This window comes from Lactiplantibacillus pingfangensis, from assembly GCF_005404945.1.
GTDB lineage: Bacteria > Bacillota > Bacilli > Lactobacillales > Lactobacillaceae > Lactiplantibacillus > Lactiplantibacillus pingfangensis.
Genome location: NZ_BJDG01000001.1, coordinates 39217 through 63594 on the forward strand (window position 1 = coordinate 39217; position 24378 = coordinate 63594).

21 protein-coding genes are annotated in these 24378 nt (G+C 45.0%); 19 read left to right on the top strand and 2 right to left on the bottom strand.

From position 1 onward, the window contains the following. Positions 1 to 273 precede the first annotated feature (273 nt). The 6 genes from FFM74_RS00200 to nagE all read left to right on the top strand — a co-directional run bounded on the left by FFM74_RS00200 (position 274) and on the right by nagE (position 8484). Positions 274 to 1146, top strand: a complete 873-nt coding sequence (locus FFM74_RS00200; RefSeq protein WP_137624649.1) for a homoserine O-acetyltransferase/O-succinyltransferase family protein — start codon at positions 274 to 276, stop codon at positions 1144 to 1146. Between the two features lie 2 nt (positions 1147 to 1148). After that, entirely contained in the window at positions 1149 to 2429 is a 1281-nt protein-coding gene (locus FFM74_RS00205; protein ID WP_137624650.1) for an O-acetylhomoserine aminocarboxypropyltransferase/cysteine synthase family protein, read from the top strand. Positions 2430 to 2447: 18 nt separating this feature from the next. Then, positions 2448 to 3752 carry a homoserine dehydrogenase gene (locus tag FFM74_RS00210; protein ID WP_137624651.1) on the top strand — a complete coding sequence of 435 codons (1305 nt, stop codon included), beginning with the start codon at positions 2448 to 2450 and terminating at the stop codon, positions 3750 to 3752. A gap of 168 nt (positions 3753 to 3920) precedes the next feature. Further along, a complete protein-coding gene (locus tag FFM74_RS00215) occupies positions 3921 to 4811 on the top strand; it encodes a DegV family protein (protein WP_137624652.1) in 891 nt (296 codons plus the stop codon). Between the two features lie 495 nt (positions 4812 to 5306). Next, positions 5307 to 6278, top strand: a complete 972-nt coding sequence (locus FFM74_RS00220) for a ketopantoate reductase family protein (protein WP_137624653.1) — start codon at positions 5307 to 5309, stop codon at positions 6276 to 6278. Between the two features lie 211 nt (positions 6279 to 6489). Continuing rightward, positions 6490 to 8484, top strand: coding sequence for an N-acetylglucosamine-specific PTS transporter subunit IIBC (gene nagE, locus FFM74_RS00225; protein ID WP_137624654.1), 1995 nt, complete (start codon positions 6490 to 6492; stop codon positions 8482 to 8484). A 181-nt stretch (positions 8485 to 8665) separates the two neighbouring features. On the opposite strand, the gene FFM74_RS00230 is transcribed toward nagE, so the two are convergent. Continuing rightward, entirely contained in the window at positions 8666 to 9046 is a 381-nt protein-coding gene (locus tag FFM74_RS00230) for a VOC family protein (RefSeq protein ID WP_171000606.1), read from the bottom strand. A 650-nt stretch (positions 9047 to 9696) separates the two neighbouring features. Here FFM74_RS00230 and FFM74_RS00235 point away from each other — a divergent pair. From FFM74_RS00235 to FFM74_RS00250, 4 genes are all read left to right on the top strand, one after another. Further along, complete coding sequence (locus FFM74_RS00235) at positions 9697 to 10284, top strand: GNAT family N-acetyltransferase (protein ID WP_137606568.1); 588 nt, start codon at positions 9697 to 9699, stop codon at positions 10282 to 10284. 87 nt (positions 10285 to 10371) lie between these two features. Then, a complete protein-coding gene (locus FFM74_RS00240; RefSeq protein ID WP_137624655.1) occupies positions 10372 to 11925 on the top strand; it encodes an ABC-F family ATP-binding cassette domain-containing protein in 1554 nt (517 codons plus the stop codon). A gap of 82 nt (positions 11926 to 12007) precedes the next feature. After that, entirely contained in the window at positions 12008 to 12601 is a 594-nt protein-coding gene (locus FFM74_RS00245; protein WP_137624656.1) for a TMEM175 family protein, read from the top strand. A 117-nt stretch (positions 12602 to 12718) separates the two neighbouring features. Then, a complete protein-coding gene (locus tag FFM74_RS00250; protein ID WP_137624657.1) occupies positions 12719 to 12952 on the top strand; it encodes a hypothetical protein in 234 nt (77 codons plus the stop codon). A gap of 32 nt (positions 12953 to 12984) precedes the next feature. Here FFM74_RS00250 and FFM74_RS00255 read toward each other — a convergent pair whose 3' ends face one another. Next, positions 12985 to 13449: an Lrp/AsnC family transcriptional regulator gene (locus tag FFM74_RS00255; protein ID WP_137624658.1), complete on the bottom strand. Its 465-nt coding sequence runs from the start codon at positions 13447 to 13449 to the stop codon at positions 12985 to 12987. A 550-nt stretch (positions 13450 to 13999) separates the two neighbouring features. Here FFM74_RS00255 and FFM74_RS00260 point away from each other — a divergent pair. The 9 genes from FFM74_RS00260 to FFM74_RS00300 all read left to right on the top strand — a co-directional run bounded on the left by FFM74_RS00260 (position 14000) and on the right by FFM74_RS00300 (position 24342). Then, positions 14000 to 14893, top strand: coding sequence for a C40 family peptidase (locus FFM74_RS00260; RefSeq protein WP_137624659.1), 894 nt, complete (start codon positions 14000 to 14002; stop codon positions 14891 to 14893). 26 nt (positions 14894 to 14919) lie between these two features. After that, positions 14920 to 15792: an alpha/beta hydrolase gene (locus tag FFM74_RS00265; protein WP_223877119.1), complete on the top strand. Its 873-nt coding sequence runs from the start codon at positions 14920 to 14922 to the stop codon at positions 15790 to 15792. Between the two features lie 454 nt (positions 15793 to 16246). Continuing rightward, the gene (locus tag FFM74_RS00270; protein ID WP_137606561.1) at positions 16247 to 16408 is read left to right on the top strand and encodes a hypothetical protein; all 162 of its coding nucleotides are present in this window, start codon (positions 16247 to 16249) and stop codon (positions 16406 to 16408) included. A gap of 60 nt (positions 16409 to 16468) precedes the next feature. Further along, the gene (locus FFM74_RS00275) at positions 16469 to 17236 is read left to right on the top strand and encodes an NrtR DNA-binding winged helix domain-containing protein (RefSeq protein WP_137624660.1); all 768 of its coding nucleotides are present in this window, start codon (positions 16469 to 16471) and stop codon (positions 17234 to 17236) included. 100 nt (positions 17237 to 17336) lie between these two features. Beyond that, positions 17337 to 18509, top strand: a complete 1173-nt coding sequence (locus FFM74_RS00280) for an MFS transporter (RefSeq protein ID WP_137624661.1) — start codon at positions 17337 to 17339, stop codon at positions 18507 to 18509. A gap of 251 nt (positions 18510 to 18760) precedes the next feature. Beyond that, positions 18761 to 19123: a hypothetical protein gene (locus FFM74_RS00285; protein WP_137624662.1), complete on the top strand. Its 363-nt coding sequence runs from the start codon at positions 18761 to 18763 to the stop codon at positions 19121 to 19123. A gap of 55 nt (positions 19124 to 19178) precedes the next feature. Beyond that, positions 19179 to 19733 carry an ECF transporter S component gene (locus FFM74_RS00290; protein ID WP_137624663.1) on the top strand — a complete coding sequence of 185 codons (555 nt, stop codon included), beginning with the start codon at positions 19179 to 19181 and terminating at the stop codon, positions 19731 to 19733. A 184-nt stretch (positions 19734 to 19917) separates the two neighbouring features. Further along, positions 19918 to 20193, top strand: coding sequence for a type II toxin-antitoxin system HicB family antitoxin (locus FFM74_RS00295; RefSeq protein ID WP_307722401.1), 276 nt, complete (start codon positions 19918 to 19920; stop codon positions 20191 to 20193). A gap of 540 nt (positions 20194 to 20733) precedes the next feature. Further along, on the top strand, positions 20734 to 24342 hold the full coding sequence (locus FFM74_RS00300; RefSeq protein ID WP_171000608.1) for a BspA family leucine-rich repeat surface protein: 3609 nt from the start codon (positions 20734 to 20736) through the stop codon (positions 24340 to 24342). Positions 24343 to 24378: the final 36 nt, after the last annotated feature.

Here is a 24378-nt window from a genome sequence, read left to right on the forward strand (position 1 = left end):
AGAGCTTCGAAATGGTGTGAGAAGCAATTGTTGAGATCGCGAAGATGAGCTTGGAGTCATGACACGGGTCGCGATGGCTACGTGTGCGGTTGCAACCGGTATATTGCGGAGTATCCTATTTTTAATAGGGCACTTGTCGAGGTTGCTATTGTGAAATGGCAACGAATCACGGTGGTAACGCGAAAGCTTTCGTCCGTTAGTTTCTTTTAGAGAGACTAATGGTCGGAAGCTTTTTTTTGTTTGATAAAAACCGGCAAGAGAGGGAGTCAGTAGATGACAGTGAACGTTGTGAATGGATTATTAAAAGCCGAACAACAGTGGTCGAATCAACCACAAAGAGAGACCGTAACACGTCTCTTGATCTTGAATTTAATGCCAAATAAGTTGACGACGGAACGCCAATTTTTAAACCGTTTGGCTACTTTGACGGATGATGAGCTTGAAGTGACTTTCATGTATCCAACGACTCACCAATTCAAGAGTTTGCCACGTCAGTTGGTGGCCGATAACTATGCCAGTTTGGCGGACGTGGCCGATGACCACTACGATGGCTTGATCGTAACTGGTGCCCCGGTGGAGCAATTGGCATTCGAGGACGTGGATTATTGGGATGAATTTCAAGAAATTGTCGATTGGGCTCAGACCCATGTGACGCAAATTTTATTTGAATGTTGGGCGGCGCAAGCAGCACTATACGACCAATTTAAGATTAAAAAGCAATTGGTTGCGCAAAAGGTCTTCGGGATTTATCAAGCAACTACGGTGGTGTCACAATCGCGCTTAGTTAGCGGCTTAAGCACTGGGGGACTACTGAAAATGCCACAGTCTAGGCATACGCGCTTGATGTTGCCAACAAGGTTACCGAACGACTTACAAATTGTGGCGGCCAACTCAGAAATTGGACCGTTGATCTTAACAGCACCGGGACAAAAATCGGTGTATGTGACCGGTCATCCAGAATATGAAGTCGATACCTTAGCGAATGAATATTTCCGTGATCGGCGTAAACAGCTGCCAATTAAACGGCCGGCACATTACTTCGTCGATCAATCAGGACAGCAAATTCGGTATAGCTGGAAAACGGCGAGTTGCCAATTTTATCAAAACTGGATTGATACTTTGAAATTAACGAAAGTGGGACTTTAACGATGACAGAAAAAACTAATTATCATTTTGAAACTTTACAAGTGCATGCTGGTCAAGTGGTCGATGAAACGGGTTCACGGGCAGTGCCAATTTATCAAACGACGTCATATGTTTTTAAAGATGCCGCGCAAGCTGCGGGTCGGTTTGCCTTAACGGACGCCGGCAATATTTATACCCGGCTGACGAATCCAACGACTGATGTGGTGGATAAACGGGTTGCTGCTCTGGAACATGGAACCGCCGGTGTGACCTTAGCCACTGGATCGGCGGCAATTACCGCAGCTATTTTGAACATTGCCGAACAGGGCGACGAAATTGTTGCCGCCAATACCTTGTACGGGGGCACATTTGATTTATTCAGCGTGACCTTGAAAAAGTTAGGCATCACCACCCATTTTGTGGACCCCGATGATCCTGAAAACTTTGCGGCCGCCATTAATGAGCATACGAAGGCCTTGTACGTTGAAAGCATCGGCAATCCTGGTATCAATCTCGTTGATTTTGAAGCCATCGCTAAAATCGCCCATGACCATCAGATTATTTTTATCGTTGATAATACTTTTGGCACACCGTATCTCGTGCAGCCACTGCGCCACGGCGCGGATGTCGTCGTCCATTCTGCCACCAAGTTTATTGGTGGTCATGGCACCACGATGGGTGGGGTGATTGTTGAAGGTGGTCACTTTGATTGGCAAGCGAGTGGTAAGTATCCGGGCTTTACGACGCCGAGTGCCCAGTATAATGGCTTGGTCTTTGCCGATTTGGGCGGGGCGGCCTTTACGACCAAAGTACGGGCGGAAACCCTCCGTGATACGGGGGCGACGATTAGTCCCTTCAACTCATTTTTACTCCTACAAGGTTTGGAATCACTGTCATTACGAGTTGAACGGCATGTGGCAAACACCCGCAAAATTGTGGCCTATTTAAATCAGCATCCTAAGGTGGCTTGGATCAATTATCCAGAACTAGCGGACAGTCCTTATCATCAGCTGGCCACGAAGTATTTTCCAAATGGTGTGGGATCAATTTTCACACTCGGCTTGACTGGTGGTGAAGCAGCAGGAAAGGCCTTAATTAGCCAGTTAAAATTATTTTCGTTACTGGCGAATGTGGCGGATGCCAAATCATTAATTATCCATCCGGCCTCCACGACACACGCGCAGTTGAATGAACAAGAACTCTTAGCCGCCGGCGTGACACCGGACTTGATTCGGATTTCAGTAGGCGTCGAGAATGTCGATGACTTAATTGCTGATCTAGACCAAGCATTAGCTAAGATCTAATTAAGGAAGGTGTTTTAAATGACGCAGACAATCGAAGTGGGCATGTTAGGATTTGGCACCGTGGGCAGTGGCGTGATTTCGCGATTAACGCAAGCTGCGACAACTATTGAACAAACACAAGGCTTTCGGTTGCACTTAGCAGCGGTTGCCGTGCATCATTTGAATGCGCCTAGAGCGGTCAAATTACCGATTGGGACCCGTTTAACGGATTCAATTCAGGCGGTTGTGACCGACCCGCATATTCAAATTGTGATTGAAGTCATGGGCACCTTAGTGACGGCCGAGGCTGCCATTGTTGCCGCGTTACAGCATGGTAAATCGGTGATTACGGCTAATAAAGATCTGATTGCGACGGCTGGTGCGCGCTTGACGGCATTAGCCCAGCGGCAGCACTGTGATTTATTTTATGAAGCGAGTGTCGCCGGTGGCATTCCGATTTTACGGACTTTGACAGATAGTTATGTGACCGATGATGTGCAGCGAGTTGCGGGCATCATCAATGGGACGGCGAACTATATTTTAAGCGCGATGACCGCGACCGGGCAATCTTACCAACAGGCGCTGACCGCTGCGCAAGCGGCTGGTTACGCTGAAAGTGATCCGACTAACGATGTCAGTGGGATTGATACGACATACAAGTTGATGATTCTGAGTCAGTTTGCCTTCGGTCAGGCCTTAACGTTTTCACAGATTCGTCCCATCGGGATTACGGTGCTGACAGCAACGCAATGTCGGCAAGCGGCACAAGCCGGGTGGCAGATTAAACTTTTAGCCGAAGCCGAACGACATGCTGGACAATTATATTGTCGCGTGGCGCCGGTGGCTGTTCCTAATCGGTCGGCTTTAAGTCAAATTAACGGTGTCCAGAATGGGGTGGCCGTCACCAGTACGGCGATTGGTCAGAGTTTATACACGGGTCCTGGCGCCGGTAGTACCGCAACCGCCAATAGTGTCTTGAATGATGTCATTGTGGCGGCACAGCATTGGGTTCATCAGACCCGCGGCACCGCTTTTAATGTTAAAAACGGTCAGTATTCAGTTCATCCGTTGGCCGAAGTGCCGCAAGCCTACTTATTATTTACTGAATTATCAGCCGCGACGCTTCAAAGCAACGCTAATGAAGCTGATTTCTCAATTAAGTTACAAACACCAGCCTGTTATCAAACGACTATAGTCACTGCTGGACAATTAAACCGATTTTTAACGACCTGTGGCAGATCACAAGTCACGGCCCTACCGATTGGGTTTTCGACGCAGTGGACCAAGCGTGAGACACAAGTAGCATCTTCGCAGCAGACACGCGCAACCATTAAATTAGCCTAATTCTAATTGGACAAGTTTGAAAAAAGACACTGACGTACAGTATACTGTGTGTAAGTGTCTTTTTTATTGACTAAAAAACGTTAATGCGGACATGGTTCGTATTTGACAGGTGGCTGGTAACACCGTAATCCTCGGGCGTTACCCAGTCTCTGAATTGGAGTGAAACAAATGAAAATTGCGGTTGTCACTGATAGTTCGGCCAACTTATCGGCCCGAGCAGCGGCAGACTATAAGATTACCGTTGTTAATGATCCGATTATGTTTGGTAATCACGTTTATCATGAAAATGTGGATATCACGGCTGATCAATTTTATCGCCTCTTGAAAGTTGAAAAAGATATTCCCACCTTATCCCAAATTTCAATGCCAGAAATGCAGCTGGTTTTTGATGATTTGAAAGCTGAGGGCGTGACCCAAGTCTTAGTGATCGGGTTGAGTAGCGGCATCAGTGGGTATGTGAATAATTTGAAAACTTATGCTCCATCGGTTAAAGACTTGGATGTGCAAGTGTTTGATTCCCAGACGGCCTGTGCCGGGACTGCTAATATGGTGAAACTTGCCGCAGCGATGGCACTGGCAGACTATCCAATGGCGGATATTTTGGCACAATTGACCCGTCTGCGTGCGATGACCAAGACGGTTTTAATCGTCAACAGCATGCGACACTTGGTCAAAAATGGGCGCATTTATAATAATAGTAGCCTAGCCGGCACAATGGTGTTACGCAACAAGCCGATTATTACGTTTAATGAACACGGTAAGTTGCAAGTGCTCGGGAAAGAACGGACCTTGAAAAATGCCCAACAGGCTGTCCAGGATGACTTTGATCGGTTCGTCATTACGCAACAATTGCCGGTTCGCTTGGATGTGATTAGTGCTAACGATCCACAAATTGCGGAAGATTGGGCGAGTGAGCTGCGTTACCAATTCCCAGCTGTACGCGTGAAAACGGGTGAAATCGGGCCATTAATGGGGACGTTGACTGGTGAACACGCGTTAGGACTAATCTGGTCGCTCGATTGGAAGCCATTGTTAAATACGCTTAACCAAGCTGATTAAGAATCTTAAGTAAGTTGTGCTCGATTAGAGTGCGTCTGGACTGAATCGGTTAAGAATCAACAGGGTTATCGAAGTTAGTTGACAAAATCAAAAAATGATAATATGATAGCAACATTAAAACTTGATGAAAAAGTCATAATGATTTGAAGGAGTCGTTAAGTTGACATGCTAAGAAAGCACCGTTAGTTGGGAAGGTGTCATGGCAATTTAATTAAAGTTCAGATTTTGGCACGAACTTTTCGAGGTTCGTTGGGCGCACCCATTATTGTGCACACGTTTAGTCTTTTTGAACGTGCTGAGGATTAGCATGTGAGTGTTAGTCAAATTAAGGTGGGAACCCGTGTAAACGGCCTTTGGATAACTGATATCCAAGGGCCGTTTTTTCGTCTTGTTTTAAACACATAAGATCGTTTTCGACACGGTAACGTGACACCTAGTTTTATCATACTGTAAAAGAATCACAATTGTTGATTACTTGAAAGGAAGTTGTTGTTAATGAGATATGGCATTATTGGCGCGGGTGCGATGGGTTACCGCTATGGCGTAATGTTGCAAGAAAATGCTGGGGTCACGGTGGATTTTATTGAAACTTGGCAGCCTAATCTTGAGCAGGTTCGGAAGCAAGCTGGGGTCCAGGTCGCACGTGACCATCAGAATCGGCGGATTGTCCCAATCAATATTTACACGCCAGAAGACTATGTTGGACACCCAGATGTTTGGATAATTTTCAAGAAGCAAATGCAGTTAGCCGATGAACTGCAACGAGATGCGCCGTTATTTCATGAAGATCAATATGTCTTTTCAGCGATGAATGGCATGGGTCATTTTGAAAAAATCGCCCAATATTTCCCAGCTGATCATATTATCGGTGGCACGGCCATGATTGCAACGGTGCTGAATGGCCCCGGTGACGTTGATTTTATGGGACCGGTGGGTAGTGAAGTGATGCATATGAGCAAGTATGCGGGTGAGCGAGACGACGTGACCAATCAAGTGATGGCTGACTTTAAGGCCGCGGATTTAAACCCGATTTGGTCGGATAATTTTATGGGCATGTGTCTGTCTAAAGTGGTCTTTAATGCGGTCACCAATAGTCTCTGTACCATGTTTGAAATTCAGATGGGACAATTCATTGCTTATCCAGGCGTCAAAGACATGGCGACACAGCTATTCAATGAAGCCTATGATGCTTGTGAACGGGCGGGAATTAAGCTGATTGAAACCCGGCAAGAAGAAATTGATTCGGTTGAAACGGTGAGTCGAGCTTATAAGTATCATTATCCGTCCATGTATCAGGATTTCTCAAAAGGACGTCCGACTGAAGTGGATTATATTAATGGTTATATTGCTAAACTCGGCCGGGAACACGATTATGTTTGTCGCGTCCATGAATTTGTGACCCAAGAAGTCCATTTAGCAGAAACGATGCGGCAATTTAAGCAAACTGCGGTGCCAATTTCAATCTGATGGTCAAAAAACACATTTGAAGAATCTTTATGAAAAAGTCCTGAAATATTTCAGAACTTTTTTCATTTGCTTAAATCCATTACATCATAAGGTTGAAAACGGTCTCAAACACAATTGGTCTATCCCTATTTCGCCCTAATGAACTTTCCTGGAACAGCATGATGTGATAGGATTTACAACGTATTGAAAAAGAGATCAGGGAGAAATTGGTATGAAGACATATTTTCAGAGAATGGGCCAATCGCTAATGTTGCCGATTGCGACTTTACCAGCAGCGGCAATCTTAGTGGGGCTCGGTAACTATTTACCAAAGGCGTGGATTTTATCACGTTTCATGATTAACGGTGGCGACGTGGTCTTAAATAACCTCGCGTTATTGTTCGCCGTTGGTCTGGCAATTGGCATGTCGGCGAATAAGGATGGCGCGGCGGCCATTGCCGGGGTTGTGGCTTACTTGGTGCCTACAACCATGTTGAGTCCGACCAATCCAATTGGGCTGACGAATTTACTTAATGTTAAAGCGAGTTCATTGAATGACGCTTTCAAGTACGTTGATCAGAATGTTTTGGTCGGTATTTGTGCCGGTTTAATTGCCGCGGCACTGTACAATCGGTTTCATGAAGTTAAGTTGCCGATGGCGTTATCGTTTTTTAGTGGTAAACGCTTAGTGCCAATCATTGCGGCATTTGTGATGTTATTTTTCACGGCGGCAATGTACTTTGTTTGGCCGCTAGTTTATGGTGCAATGGTCGCATTTGCCACCAGTATTTCAAAACTGGGGTTCGTGGGCGCGGCATTGTACGGGTTCTTTAACCGGTTGTTGATTCCAACTGGTTTGCACCATGCCTTGAACTCAGTTTTCTGGTTTAACGTGGCTGGGATTAATGATATTGGCAATTTTTGGGCGAGCAAGGGTGTCAAAGGCGTCACTGGGATGTACGAAGCTGGCTTTTTCCCAATTATGATGTTCGGTCTGCCAGCTGGTGCTTATGCAATTTATCGCAACGCCTTACCTGAAAATAAAAAGGAAACCGGGTCGTTGATGTTGGCCGGTGCCTTCGCGTCATTCTTTACTGGTGTGACTGAACCGCTTGAATTTTCATTCATGTTTGTGGCTTGGCCACTGTATGTGTTACATGCAATTTTCATGGGCCTGTCGCTCGGTTTTGCAGCTTTGATGCACTGGACGGCAAGCTTTTCATTTAGCGGTGGCTTAGTTGATTATTTATTGAGTTTCCGGATGCCGTTGGCGAATAAGCCATACATGCTGCTCGTGCAAGGCTTAGTGATGGCTGCCATTTATTACTTTGGTTTTGATTTTGCTATTAAAAAATTTGATTTAAAGACGCCTGGACGTGAAAAAGTTGCAGTGGCCGAAACCGCCGGCACAGCGATGGTTGCGGCAGATGCGACGGATGATAAATTTATGCGCCAAGCCAAACAAATTTATGCCGCGATTGGTGGTCATGACAATATCAGCGTGATCAGTAACTGTACAACGCGCCTGCGATTACAGTTGAAGGATACTGGAAAAGTGGACCAACCAGCCGTGAAGGCCGCCGGTGTCCCTGGATTAAATATTCTGGACGTGCACAATATTCATATCGTTATCGGGACTGAAGTCCAATTTGTGGCCGAAGCATTACAGTCTTTATTTACCGGCAAAGTGGCGATGACAGCGCCAGACGCGGTTGAACCAACAACATCGACTGCCGAGGTTGCTGATTCGGCGTCTGAGACTAGTCAAGTACCACTAACGACGGTGTTTGAAGCACCGGCAACCGGTCGGCTAATGCCAATCAGTGACGTGGCCGATGAGACGTTTTCGCAGAAACTATTGGGGGATGGTTATGCGGTTGAGCCGACAACGCCCGAAATTGTTGCGCCAGTTAGTGGTGAAGTGACGAGCATTTTTCCGACAAAACACGCACTGGGTTTAAAAACGGCCTCAGGGTTAGAAATTTTATTACACATGGGGATTAATACGGTTGAAATGAACGGGACGCCATTCACGTTGCACGTGGCTAAAGGCGACCAGATTGCTGCTGGCACGGCGGTTGCAACCGTTGATTTAGATGCCATCAAGGCGGCTGGGAAAGCTACCACGATGATGGTTGTCATTACCAATATGGCACAAGTTCATAACTTGACGTTAAACGCGTCGCAAACTGTGACTGCTGGTGAAATTATCGGTGCCGCTGAATAGGTTTTTGAAATACTGAATCAGCGGGCAGGGGGAGTCTCCGTGTTTCGGATTCAACAATGTTATGGTGGTGTAAAATAAGTATCACTAAAAAAACATCAGCCGATCATGACTTGAGAAGTTTCTTCAAGCAATGATCGGCTGATGTTTTGGTTACTTTTTTCAAAACGGCCTAAAAATTAGTTTACTTATAATTACTGATTTCAATTAAGTTGTTGTCAGGATCACGGACATATAATGAGGTTAATTTACCGTGAGCGCCAGTTCGCTCAACCGGACCCGCAACGATATCAACGAAGTAACTCTTTAGATGATGTTGAATCGCTTCAATCGGATCTTTGGCAATGAAGCACAAGTCGGCGCTACCCGGAGTGGGGGTGCCAGCAACGGGTTCATGTGGTTCATCAACCACTTGAAAGTTGATTTTTTGTTTGCCGACCAAGACTGCTTGACGGTCACCGTCAAAGGTAATGATTGGTAAATCAAAGACTTCATGGTAAAAGCGCAAGGTACGCGGTAAATTGGTGACGGTTAAAACGATATGATCAATGTCACGAATATTCACAAGCTCAAATCCTTTCAGAATAATTTCAAGGTTAAGTATACCACGAGGCAAACTCGAATAGCGGTCGAAAATATTGTTAGCCAACGCTTTCGATTTGAATGAGCTGCATGGGTATCTGAAACGTATTTGGCTGGCGTCCTTTTTACTAACTAAGTGTTGAAAGACGAAAATTACTAATAAATACGGTCGTACCAGTACAGCGTTGCTTCCGGGCGTCACTGATTGCATCGGGCGTGACCGTTTTCCGCGTTAGAATGTCGACAAAACCGGCCGATGCGACGCAACCATCACGAATGTTGCTAATATTGCGCTAGGCCCTGTCCAGTTCACTTTTTTATAATTGTGGTCTTAATTTAAAACAGAGAATCCGCATAGCCGTGAGGAGGTGTCGTTTGGGGCTCAGCCGTGGCATTTGACTTAGCGCGGTGGGCTTCCGAGGTTAGTCAAAAACCAGCTTTTGAGACCGCCCTTTGGCTCAAAACTGGTTCACAGCGTTCCAGCCCCAAACGACGCCCCCGGTAGGCGGGAATAACCAGCTATCCATTATTTAATTGACAAGTTGGAAAAAATGAAATTACTAACGCGTTCTGAATTTTGACAACGTCGACGATTCATAGTAAGGTATTAACTACTAAGAAGGAGGACTATTTGTGATAACGATTCGACCAGCTGATCAGGATGATGCGGGCCAGATAGCACCGCTAATTAATATGATCTTTGATGAAATGCAACTTGAGGAACTAGACGACATTCCAGAACCTGACTTAGAGCAGGCCATTACTGCAGCTTATCAGACACCAGCTTATTTGTCTGAGAAAGCAACAACGGTGGTGGCCGAGGCCGATGGTCAAGTGGTTGGGGTGGCATTTGGTTACCCCGACAAGAATGAAGATGCCGTAGACGACGTGTTAGCGCGGGTCACTGCGGGCAACGATGCGTTTGGTTCAGCGTTTGAAGCTGAAGCAGAGAGTTATGAACATGAATGGTACTTGGACTCAATTGCAGTTGATCCTAATTATCAGGGGCACGGTATTGGTGGTCGTTTATTAGCCGCCTTACCTAAGTATGCGCGTCAGGCCGGTCAAAAACGGATCGGTTTGAACGTGGATATGGCTAACCCTGGCGCCAAAAAGCTTTATGATCGTCATGATTATGAAACCGTTGGGATTAAGCCAATTGGTGATCACATGTATTTTCATATGCAATATGAGTTGGATAAGGATTTAGTCATGGCATAGCGCCGCTAAACCTTACTTTGCAGGCCTCGTTAGTCAACGGGGCCTGTTTTGCAGAGTTAATTAATGAAAGCGTAGGATGAAAATAAAATGGCGTTACTAGAAGTAAAAGATCTGTCGCAAAGTTTTGCCGATCGTAAGTTATACGAAGGCGCGAACTTTACCTTAGAACGGGCCGACCATATGGGCATTGTTGGCCAAAATGGGGCCGGCAAGAGTACCTTAATTAAAATTTTAACCGGACAAATTTTACCTTTAGAAGGTGAAATTAAATGGCAACGGAACTTGCGGACGGGCTATTTGGATCAATACGCGGATATTCCAGCGGGGATGACCTTATATGCTTTTCTGAAAACGGCGTTCCAACGGCTCTATGACATGGATGCGAATATGCAACAATATTACGCTGATTATGCTACCAGTATGGATGACGGCCTATTGGAACGGGCTGGCCGGATTCAAGAAACACTCGAAGCCAATAACTTCTATGATATTGAGACCGAGATGGAACGGGTGATTACCGGGCTAGGTCTTGATGAAATTGGCCGCGACCATGTTATTAGTGAAATGTCTGGTGGACAACGTTCTAAAATTATTTTGGCGAAATTATTGCTTGAAAATCCAGATGTGATTATTTTGGATGAACCGACAAACTATTTGGACACTGCGCACATTTCATGGTTGGAAGACTATTTGAATGGTTTCCGTGGGGCCGTGATGGTGATTTCCCATGATTATGACTTCTTGCAAAATGTCACGAATTGTATTTGTGATGTGGCTTTTGGCAAGATTATTAAGTATCGTGGTGATTTCAAGTCAGCAATGCGCCAAAAAGAAGCGCGTAAACAAGCACAATTAAAAGCCTTTGAAAAGCAACAAGTGGTGATTGATAAGGCTGAAAAGTTCATCCGCAAAAATAAGGCGGGTTCCAAGTCAACGATGGCGAAGTCGCGGGAAAAGATGCTCTCGCATTTGGACCGGGTCGATCCACCGAGTGAAAATACCCATGCTAGTTTTGCCTTTCCATATTTGGATACTGGCTCACAAAATGCCTTAGCCGTAGTCAAACTTTCGGTAGGGTATGGCAAGCCGTTACTCGCACCAGTCACGTTCTCAATGACGAATGGCGAAAAGTTGGCCTTTAAAGGTTTTAACGGGGTTGGTAAGTCAACCTTGATCAAATCAATTTTAGGTGTGATTCCAGCATTGGGTGGCAAGTCAAACTTTTCACCATCGGCTAAAATCAATTACTTTAATCAAGATTTAGACTGGGATAATCCAGAATGGACGCCGTTACAGACGATTCAAAACGACTATCCAACGATGTTACCGAAGACAATCCGAACGAAGTTGGCGAAGTGTGGGATCAATGCTGCTAATGCGATGAAACCAATGCACTTACTGAGTGGTGGCGAACAGACTAAAGTTAAGTTGGCTTTGTTGGAACTCATTCCAAGTAACTTCTTGATCATGGATGAACCAACTAATCATTTGGATGATGAAACTAAGGAAGGGCTCAAGCAAGCCTTGCAGAGCTTCCAAGGTAATTTAATTCTTGTAAGCCATGAAAGTAGTTTTGTGGACGGTTGGGTCGATAAAGAACTAAATGTTGAAAAATTAAGCCTGAAAGAACGTCAAGGTTAAAGTTATGAGCGTCATCCAGTGATGGATGGCGTTTTTTCGTGTTATTATTTAAATTATGATTGAAACCGAAAGCGGGAGTCCTATGAACAAAGGAAGAGTTGAAGCTTTTACTGATGCGGTCATTGCGATTGTGATGACCATTATGGTGTTGGAATTTAAAATACCGGATCAGCCAACCTTTAAAGCGATGGCGGAAAATAGCAGTTACCTAGCAGCTTACCTGATTAGTTTCTTGTTTATCGGAGTCGCTTGGTATAACCATCATTATATGTTGACGCTAACAAAGCATGTGACTAAACGGATCTATTGGTTGAATAATTTGTGGTTGTTGTCGATGTCGGTTTTACCAGTTGCGACTGCCTGGGCCGGGAAATTTATCACGAAACCACAGCCAGAATTATTTTATTTCATTATATTTTTGTTATGGGCATTGGCGTACATTGCCTTATCACACGCCATTATCGTGGCAAATCAGGCCGATCATCCAGAAGTGAGTGCAAAAATTCGGCGGATGGTTGTGTATCGTCTCCATACGAGTTGGTGGTTCTGGATACTCAGTGTTGGCTTGGCAGCCATGATTGTGTTCGTCTGGCCACCGCTATCGTTAGTCTTCACGGTGATTGAATTGATCTTAATGGCGGTGCTCACGACGGCGGACAGTGATCGGGTCGCTTGAGTTTACTGAAAAATTACAAAGGGTTTACCAAACCTCGATTGTGAATCAGTGCTAAGTTAGTGACAATGAAACTAGCTTGAAAAGCTTTGACTGATTTTCAAAAAGGGGTTAGGTCGGATGGTACATTATTTTTTCACTAGCGTCATGTTAGTTATCTTCTTGATGGGGATGATTGTCCAATGGCGCTATCGGGGCTACTTGCAACTATTAGTGCTGGTGCATAGTGTTGAAATTAGTTTTATGGGAATTATCGGCTGGTACAGTTTTGGTGAACTCGTGTTATTGCCATTATTGGGTCTCTGGCTACTAGGAACCCTCGCAATTTATGTGATGAATCAGTACGCTGACTAAAAAAGTTTGGGCCATTTTAGGCTCAAACTTTTTTAGTCAACGATATGGCTCGTATCATGGTCATCAGGTAACTTAAAGCCGCGATTAGGAACGCTCGTTGAGAAAACGATTTGGGTGCTTGTTTTCCCGAAGGTTTGCAGTTGATTGACAAAATCGTCCAATTCTTGCGTGGATTCAAAAATCACTTTCAAGATTTGAGAATATTCGCCGGTCACACAATCGCACTCCAAAATATTTGGAATGCTTTCTACGAACGGGTAAAACCGTTCTTTTTGAGTTGGTTCGAGTTGCAGTTGAATATAGGCCTTAATCCGATAATTCAGCTTCTGATAGTTTAAGTTGGCTTGATAATCACGAATGATACCACTACTTTTTAGCCGAGAAATGCGAGCTGAGATTGCTGGCGATGAAATAAAGCATTGATCAGCCAAGGCTTTTAACGAGATACGAGCATCCGTCTGTAAGGCGTTCAGAATCTTCAAATCGGTTTTATCCATAGCGCAAACGCCTCCTAAGTCATTAGTCATATGATAGCATACTTTCACAGCAATTTTTAATCTCATGGCGTGGTTTCATCAGAAAGGATAACAACTTTACTGTTGATTATCATTGGGAGTAAAATACGATTATGACATAATAACTAAAGGTTGAAAGATCAAAATCGTTAGTAACTACTGCCACGTCAATAATTAGGGCATGAATATTAGTTGACATGACCGCTTCCAGTTGCCACTGATAACATGCGGCCGTGGGACCGGGTCAAGCCTGAGGAACGTCTTGTCCCTCGCCCGTAACACTTGCACAAATCGCAAGTGTCCCGGACAGTCCGTGGCGTAACGCCGGCAAGAAACATGCCGACCCAACACTACCTTCACGGCCGATGCCATCAGCGGCGACTTCCAGCTAATTTAACTGTTTTTTAGGCTAGGTTTAGCGGAGGCATGCCGGAGCGGGATTACCACTAATTTGGAAGTTCCCGTTGCCTATATGACAGTGCTTGCGAGCCCTTTTAACCTTCAGATAATAACTAGAAAAGACGGTGATGACATGCAAACAGCAAGGGTGAGGGTTGCAGTTGCCACGGTATGGCGGCAACCTAAATTGCGGTCGATTGATCAACATGCCCTCGATTCACAAGGCTTGAGCGCCTGGGTTGGACAGATGACAGATGCTGACTCAATGGGTTTGGAACAAGAAAACTTGTGTGTGACGCAAGCACTGTTTAATGACCCCATTCTAATTGAACGACAGGTTGGTGGTTGGGTCTATGGCTATGTGGTGTCACAAAAGGATGCGCAACATCCGCAAGGCTATCCGGGCTGGCTGTGGGCAGCCCAATTATCGCTGGCGCCGTTACCAGTTCAAACTGGTGCGACAGTCGTGATTAGACGGCCATTTACGCCATTACTGCGCCCCGACGGCAGTACCATTTTCCAATTAAGCCTCGGGACAGAATTAGCGGTGATTTCCAGTAAAGCGCCGTTGTATGATCTAGTGCAAACGCCACTAGGTCCGGCGAAGGTGGCAAAACGTGCGACCCAGTTTGATTTTCCAACCGCAGATCTTACGGCAGGGGAGACCATGGTTAAATTAGGCGCAGAATTCTTGGATTTGCGGTATTTGTGGGGCGGCTTGAGTGCGTATGGGTTTGACTGTTCAGGCTTTGTTTGTGCGTTACATCGCTGCATTGGTGTCGAACTTGCCCGCGATGTCAGTGAGCAAGTCCTTAACGGCAGACCAGTAGAGGTCGCAGCTGTTCAGCCGGGCGACCTGTGTTTCTTTGCGCACGAACAAGGCAAGGGAGGCTTACATCATGTGGCATTGTACGCTGGTGACGGTTGGCTATTGCATTCGCCGACTCCGGGAAAGCACGTCACGTATTTACAATTGTCGGCGACGTATTTAAAAGATGAATTAGTACAGATTAGACGTAATTGGTAAAATAAGTTGAATGAGGCGAAACTAGCGTGCGAAAGTTTGGATTAGTGAAATGGTTATGTTTGGGATTATTAGTGGTTGTGGGCTTGGGTGGTTGTGCAAATCGGCAGTCGCACTCGAAGGCCACAAGCAGTTCAAGTGCAAAAAAGGTGCAACCGGCATGGGTGACTAGTCAAGAACCAACGTTTTATGTGCATGGTTTTCAAGGCAGCGCCAAGTCAACGAATACCTTGATTGCGCATGCTGAAAAAACGGCGCATGCACATAAAGTGATCGTGGCGACGGTTAGTGCCACCGGGACGGTCACACTAAGCGGTAAGTGGGCTGCTAAAACGCGAAATCCGATTATTCAAGTGGTATTTGAAAATAATTTGGGCCAATACAATCAGCAGAGCGCTTGGCTGGCTTCAGTCATCACCGCAGTCAAAGCACAACATGCATTCAAAACGTATAATATTGTGGCGCATTCAGCCGGCTGCGTGGCAAGTGTGAACATGTTAATGACGCCGCAAGCCAGTAATTTTCCAAAAATTAAAAAATTGGTGACGATTGCTGGGCCATTCGACGGGGTCGTTGGCGAAGACGATGTTGCGAACCAAAATTCATTACTGACGTCTGGTCGTCCCAAGTATGAACATGCGGCATATGAGTTGCTCGTGGCGAAGCGGCAGCACTTTCCGAAAGGGGTCAGCTTACTTAACATTGTTGGTAACTTAGATGATGGCTCTAATTCGGACAGTTTAGTCACTAATGTTTCGGCCCGCTCGATTAAGTATTTGTTACGTGGTCGCAGCGTTGACTATACTGAAAAGGACTTTCACGGCGCGCAGGCCCAACACAGCAAGTTACACGAAAACGCTAAGGTGGCGCTGGCGGTCAATCGCTATTTATGGCATCGATAAACGAAAAGACGCTGACTCATTTGTGGGCCAGCGTCTTTTTATAGGAAGAAGAGAAAATAAGCCAAACGGATCAAATGGTAGAGGGCGAATAAAGTAACGAGATAGACTGCGGAGATACCGCCATAAACAAAATTTTTATAATTGCGCATAAGTAAAACCCCCTTAAATATCACTTTCCAGTTTATAGCGTTTTAGACTAAATGACAACGCTAACACAGCTGATTTAATGAGAAATTTTAAGAAAGGATTAACTGAAAGTCAAAACATTAGCTAAAAATCAGGGAGTATGGTAAAGTTAGTTCTTGGTTCGGGATATGTGGATCAACCGAACCGTTGATTAAATAAGCATCTCAGATTTTGAAGAAAGTAATTTTAGTATAAAGTACTCTGCCCCAGTATCAATACACAGAATTATTTACCAAATTTCCTGAGCATTAGGGAAGGACGTAATTAAATGCGCGTAACAATTAATAAAGGTCAGCAGGTTTATTCCGATATTCCGTTAATGACCGCTCGACAACGCTATATCAAGGCGGATGTCTGGGAAATCAAAAAAGCGATTATTGAAAAGTCAGCAATCAATGGCTGGACCGTACAAGCTTTACAAATGAATTAAAAAATAACGGTAGGTCACGACGCAACTTGTCGTGGCCTTTTTGTAGGAGATGTTTTAAAGATGACTGGCAGCCAAGTAGTCAATCGCCCCTTAATCAGTATTACTAATGTTATTTGGAGTTTTGATCAGGTCACACAGCAATTAATTGTTTTATTATTACAGCGCTCACAAGCACCCTTTAAGGGGACTTGGGGCTTGCCGACGACCTACTTGCATGCCGATGAGAGTGCGGATGCGGCTTCATTACGGTTAGTTCGGGAGAAGTTAGGCTTAAGTTTGCCAACTTTCCATACCGAACAGTTAGCGACATTTACCAACACCCATCGGGGACCGGGCGAACGTGAATTGGCGTTGACTTATATGATCTACTTGCCGACGATGCCGAAATTAGTTCCGGGCTATGGGGCGCAAGCGGTTGACTGGTTCGCCATTTGCCCAGATTCTAAAGGTTATAATTTACAAGGTCATGGGCTGACCTTTGTGGGGTTACCAGAGACGGTGTCGGCAGCGACTTATTATGAGGATCAACGCCCGTTTGTGACAGCTAGTGGTCTAACGGCAGATCATACGCTGATTTTACGAACTGCCCTGTTGAGAGTGAGGAACCGGTTGGACTATGCGCCCACGATTTTATTAGTTTTAGGGTCAGAATTTACTTTAAAACAAGCCCGTGAGCTCTATGCCATTTTGTTGCGCAAACCGTTACGGGAGATTGATAATTCGAATTTTCGAAAGACCCATGTGCACTTGTTTACTGAAATTGGTCTAGCTCATCAGCACACGTCTGGTCGCCCGGCAAAAGTTTATCGGTTAAAAACCGGAAGTTGACAGTCAAAATCTCACATGGTAATCTGATGACACTTTAAAGGTACTAAATACCTAAAACAAGCAGCGCTGCTATTTAGGAAAATCATGGGGGATTTAACTAATGGAAGTCAAAGGGAATAAGCTTTTATTACTAATTGGGACGGCCTGGCTGTTCGATGCTTTAGATGTTGCGTTACTGTCGTTTATCATGCCGGTGATCAAGCAAAGCTGGCAATTGTCAGCGAGTGAAATGGGGGCAGTCAGCGCCATCACATCATTAGGAATGATGATTGGGGCACTCGGCTGTGGTTATTTGGCGGATAAGATTGGCCGCAAGCCAGTTTTAATCATGACCTTGCTATTATTCTCATTTGGGAATTTATTATTAACGTTAGCGCCAAATGTGGGCTGGTTCTTAGCGGTGCGGTTTATTACTGGGATTGGTCTTGGGGGCGAATTGCCAGTCGCGGCGACGATTATTGCGGATCATTTTACCGGGACAAAACGCGCACGGATGTTAGTCTTAGTCGATAGTTTCTGGGCGTTTGGTTGGATTCTAGCCTCAGTCTTATCATTTGTTGTGATGCCAAAGTTCGGCTGGCGGATTACGGTGTTGATTACCGCATTAATGGGTGTATATGCCTTACTCATGCGACGACACTTACCCGAAAAGACGGCCACTGAAGTAACGAGTCAGTTGGGCTTTGGCCCAGCGTTGCGGGAAGTTTGGTCAGCGAAGTACCGCCGGGCAACATTCTGTTTGAGCACGTTATGGTTTATTATCATGTTTGCTTATTATGGGATGTTCTTGTGGCTACCAAGTGTGCTGGTCATGCGTGGCTTCTCCGTGGTACACAGTTTTGGCTATACGGTGTTAATGAGCCTCGCGCAATTACCGGGTTACTATTTGGCCGCTTGGCTAATCGGTAACTATCCTCGTAAAATTGTTTTGGCGAGTTATTTATTGGGGACGATGCTGAGTGCTTGGGCATTTGGAACGGCTACGACTGAAACGATGATTCTCATTAGTGGGGCACTGTTGTCATTCTTTACTTTAGGTGCCTGGGGAATCATGATTGCCTTTACGCCGGGACAGTTCGACGTTGCCGTGCGTGGCATGGGAATGGGCTTTGCCCAATCCATTGGTCGAATTGGTGCGACCATCGGACCATTTTTGGTGGGCGCATTGATTGCGATTGGCTTTAAGATTCCTGCAATCTTCATGGTCTTTGTTGGCGCATTGATTATTGGGGTAATCGTGTTGCTGGTTGGGTTACATGACGAAGATCGTTAATTAATGGTTATGAGAGTCTTGGATATTAATTATCCAGGGCTTTTTTTAACTGGAAAATAGTTAATCAATATAATTTTAAAATTAATGACATTTCGTTGATGACGGATTACTTCCGATGAACCGTGAAACGAGGTCTATAAATTCATTTATCATTTGATAAAATCACCGTCAGACGGGCGTTATTAGAGGTGTTTTAGGTTGCCAGCTTTCAGAATAACTTCTATGATTAAGCCGATAAGTTGATTGGGGTGATGAATGTGGTAAAAGGAGATTTGCGGGTCAATGCTGAACAAAGTGCTCGGCTGCGGTCACAGTTAATTTTAGCGAGCGCGGCCCCGGAGATTCGCCGGGATCCAGTATTACAGCGATTAGTGCGACGGGCTGGTCACCAGCTACAATTGACGGGTGATGGTGCGGCCGTTGCGCGGCAAATTGGGATTGATTTGGGCTATTACTTGTTTTGCCACGACTATCAAATGCCCCGCGCCGCGTATAATCTGCTGGCTGTCACCCAGTTGATTGTGACAACCACGGCGCAGCCAGGTCAACTCATGGGCTTAGCACGTGGCGATAACTCGCGCCGGGATGAGAAGTTTCAGAAAACAGGTCTATGATTTTGACTATAATTGCATTAAAATGAAATTAGTAAATTGTTGAAAGAGGTATGCTATGGGAAAAAACGTCCAATTGAGAAAGTTAGTTTTTGCGGGCTTGTTTGCAGCAATTATTTTTATTGGGATTAGTATTTTACGGATTCCGTTACCCGCAATTGTGGGCCGGCCGTTTATTCACTTTGGTAACATTCTGACGGTAATCGCATTGATGCAGTTAGGTTTTGGTTATGGTGCCACTGCTGGCGCGATTGGGTTGGGGTTATTTGACATTTTGAATGGTTATGCCGCCACAGCTTGGTTGACAGTGCTAGAGGCAATCATTCTAGCCGCGACGGTGAGTTTAGTTTTTCGGCTGGTTGGTTATGATGAACAGCATTTAGCCAAACTCTATGTTGTCTCGCTGGCTGCCGGCGTGATTAAGATCGTCACTTCTTGGGGCAACGGTGTAATTGTGGCATTGATGGCAGGAGCGTCTGTTAAGGTCGCTGTCATAGGGGCTTTTTCGAGCTTGTTGGCCGCGACTATTAATTCGATTGCTTGTTTTATCTTGGTCCCATTGATTTATAAATTACTGGTTCAGCTCGGATTTAGCCGCAAACGGTTTAGCTGAGTTGTCTATAAGAATCCCTGACTACTTTGATAGTGCAGGGATTTTTTGGTTCATTTGGTACTGATAAAATACTACTATATGAAACTGGAAGGGAGGAAGGATATGCCGATTCGTCTCAGAGAGATGGCAATCAGAAAGCAAGCAGGTCTAAAATAAGCCTGTTTTGGCATATCTCAATCAGACAATGGAAAAACGACTAGTATATCCAATTATTGTGACAACGTACAATGATGAAGACGGTCATTATTATGTTGCGACGTCTCCTAATATTAAGGGCATGGTGACACAAGGCGATACGATGGCAGATCTTGCTTATCAAGCTGAGGATGCGATTGCAACGATGCTTGATGGTGAGACTTATCCAGAGCCACAGGATCCATCATCGTGGCAATTGGAAGAGAATCAGCGGATTGTATATATTTCAGTTGATATGGCTAAATGGTTAAAGAAAAACATTTAAATGATTTAGCTAAGCAACGACACGTTAATGTTTCACGTATTGCAACAGACGCACTAAAAGCAGAACTGGATGCGTAACCAAATAAGTTCAGATACACCAATACCCTCAACTAGTTGCATGGTTGGGGGTATTGGTGCATCTAGTGTACAGTACTAATTTGGTGATAGCACCAATTAATGGTGAAAAACGGCTAGTTGATTGTTATTCTGCGCTATGTAGTTTATTAGTTTTAAATTAAGTCGGAAACGGCGCTAAAACATTACAGCGGTAACGGTTCATATTGATTTCAATCAAATGTTTGTTAGCTGTATTAAGAATAAAAATAATATTTTTCTAATATATAGTATGGATTTTATTAACAACAACGCTTACAATCAAAGTGTTGTTTAGTAACGGTTGTTAATTATCGGCTGATTAGTTGCTAGTTATTTTAAGAATGACTATTTTTTTGGTAACCATGCTGATCTTTTGACAGCTCAATGCGTCATGTCGGGGAACTCTTTAAGTTTTTTACTTATTATATTTTTAGGGGATGGCTTCATGAAACAATTTAATCGGGGAACACAGCCACGCTACAAGCATGGTAATTTATGGATTTATGTTGGATTAGCAACAATCTCAGCAACTTGGCAACTGAGTCAATTGAATGCCCAAGCGGCAACAACTGATACTGACGCAGCGCCAACTGCGGGTCAAGTCACGACTACGACAAGCGCTACTGGTAGTCAGACCGTGGCATTATCAACTAGTAGCACTACGACCAAACCAGTCAGTCCCACCCAGTCGACCGCTGATAATGGGGCAACGACTAAAAATACCCCAGCACCAACCGGTACAACGATCACAGCTAAACAAGCAACTCCAGCAAATGATCAAACACAACCGTCTGAGGACACTAAGCCAACTGTCCAACCTAACAAGCCTGTTACGCCTATTAAGTCGGACACTAGTGACACCACAGCTAAGCCAGCGGCAATACCAGTTGATACAACTAAGCAGGAGACTAATAATTCTGGAACGATTTCAGAGCAGTCAACTGACCCCCAGACAGTCACGACCCAAGTTTCGGACAAACCAGCGACGACTAAGCCACGAGTACAACTGATGAAGATGAGTGCCGCAGTGGCAGCACCAGATATTGCGACAAGTGTTGCGAATGACCCAACCGGAATTGATTGGAAAATCACTGCTGATGGCACCTTGCATTTGTCAGCCGGTACATTGGCTGATTTGAGTGATAATGTTAATGTCAGTCCGTGGAATGCGTATCGAAATCAAATTAAAACGGTTGACTTTGATGGACCGGTCACTGCTAGCGCAGGAATTAATGGGCTGTTCAGTTCGCTAACAAATGTTACGACAATTAACAATCTAACCGCGTTGGACACAACGAATGCGACTGATATGGGCAGTATGTTTTATAACATGCCTGCTTTAACGAGTTTAGATTTATCTAACTTTAAGACGAGTAAAGTCTTGTGGATGAATAATATGTTCCAAGGTGATGAAAGTCTTACTGCTTTAGACGTTAGCGGTTTTGATACACGTAAAGTCTTTGATATGAACAATATGTTCCAAGGCTTAGATGGCTTAACGAGCCTAGATCTAAGTTCATTAAGCACGGCCTCAGTTGGCTACGATCCTGGTGATACTGGTACCTTTACTTTAAACAATTTTGTGGCCGGTGGCACGAATTCGAAGTTAACGACATTAATTTTACCAACTTTTGATTTAACGTACGTCCCACAAATGGAACACCCATTTGCAAATCTCAATAAGCTGACATCGCTCACTTTGAGCAGTGTTAATCATGGTAAACAAGCGATTGATTTTTACGGCTTAGCTAGCATGATGTCGAGCTTGACAACTTTAGATTTATCACATTTCCAAATCAATGCGGGTGATAATGACAGCGACTTGTTGACGCAATTACCAAATTTGACCACGTTAACGTTGGGTCCGGACAATACATTAGATCATTCGGTTAATCTGGATGGCGGCAGTGGGAGAACTTTTCTCGATCAATGGGTTGCTAATGGTACACAACGGACATACAGTACTGATGATTTAGTCGGCTTATATGGCAGTGATCGCTCGACTGCGGCATCAGAAACCTACACGCATAAACGCTTCTTTATCGGCAAAGACACCACTCAATTGGCAGGACCAAAAGCTACTTGGAACCCACTAAGCAATCTCACCGTGTTAGATATGTTTTTGGGAGCCGAGGATCAAACTGATCAGCAAATTTACACCTTTGATGGTACGACGCTGTATAACGCCGATGGCACGGTGCATACTGGTGACCTTAATACTGGTGCGCTTTCAAGTATGCAACATCCAATTACGGTGACAATGACAGCTGCTGATGGTAGTTCAGTGACACCAACGGAACTTGCAACGCAACCGGGAACTTATGCGATTCACTTTGCGACAGTGGATAATTTTGATAATCCGCTAACCGCTGATGGCGTTGTCACCGTTGTTGCAACCAAAGCGGCGGTGAAAGCTAAGGCGACTGATCAGCCAGTAATCGTTGGTCCCGCAACGAGTCAACCAGTTTGGCAGTCAAGTGATAACTTTGATTCAGCGATGGATGAAAATGGCCAACCGCTGTCGTTAGCTAAGTTAACGGCAGTCACGATTACCCGTGATCAAACGCCAGTTGATACCGTTGATTATACTAAGGCCGGACTTTACAAAGTGACCTATCAATATACTGATCCTGCTGGTAATGAACGGACGGATACCGCGACAATTGACGTTGAAGCTTCTAAAGCAGCGGTCGCGGTTAAACAAAACACCGTCAGCTTCTTTACTGGTAACCAGCATTTAACTTGGCCGACTGCGGCGAACTTAGCTAGCGTAACAGATGCAACTGGGCAACCAACGACGATCACGGCTGTCACGGTTACTAAAGATGGGCAACCAACCACCGATAATCAAGTTGATCCGACACAAGCTGGTGTTTATACCGTGACTTACCTATATCGTGATGCAGTCGGCAATGAAAAGACGGCCCAAACAACAGTCACAGTCAAGCAATCACAGGCTTCGTTACAAGCGCAACCGGTCACGAAGTATGCTGGGTCACAAACAAGCTGGCAAGCCGAAGATAATTTACAACAAGCGATGGATGAAAATGGTCAACCGTTAACGGCAACTAGTCCACGGATGGCGGTTACTGTAACGGCTCAAAGTGGGGCCGACAGCAGCGTTAAGACGGACCAGCCAGGAACTTACTTGATCACATATACGTATACCGATGTTGACGGTAATACAGTGACGACGAGCAGCCCACTAACCCTTAAAGCGTCAGCGGCCCAATTAACACCAACGACTACTCAGCAGTCTTACTATGTCATGCCTAAGCAATCATTGAGTTGGGATGCAACGATGGGGTTGACTAAGGCACTGGCTGCAACTGGCCAAACGATTCCAATAACGGCGTTACGGCTCAGTTTGGATGGTCAACCAGTCACTGGGACTGCACTACAATTACCAGTTGGTCAGCATCAAGTGACTTATGCGTATACTGATCCCGATGGTAATGTGACGACGGCGGTCGTACCGGTGACGGTTAAAGCTGATTTGTCCAACTTAGCCTTAACGACGACAACTCCAACAATTACGGCTGGTCAAAGCTGGTCACCATTGAGTAACATTGCGCAATTAATGACCACGGATGGGCATCAAGTCTCACCAACCGCAGTCACTGTCAGTTATGCGGAAGATGGTGTGCCAGTTACGGCAGCTGCCTTAACTCAACCAGGTGTTTATACCATCACGTATCTTTATACTGATGCAACCGGTAAGCAGTTGTCACAACAAGCAACACTTACAGTGGTTAAGCCAACGACTGCTAGTCAATCAACGACGTCGACTAAGACTAATCAACAGACCTTAGTGACTAACTTGGCGCAAGTCAATGGCAGTGAAGGCACGCCGGACACTATCCAAGATGGGCAAGCGGCGACGATTGGTAAAACCAACGCGGCAACCAAATCATTAACCACGACCGCTAAGGCTAATGCAACGACATTGCCACAAACAGACGAAACCACGTCAAATGTGCGCAATAGCGGCTGGGGACTCGTATTATTAGCTTTACTCAGTCCACTAATGTTTTGGCGTAAACGCCGGTCATAAACTTAATATTTTAAGATCGATAATCAATTAAAAAAG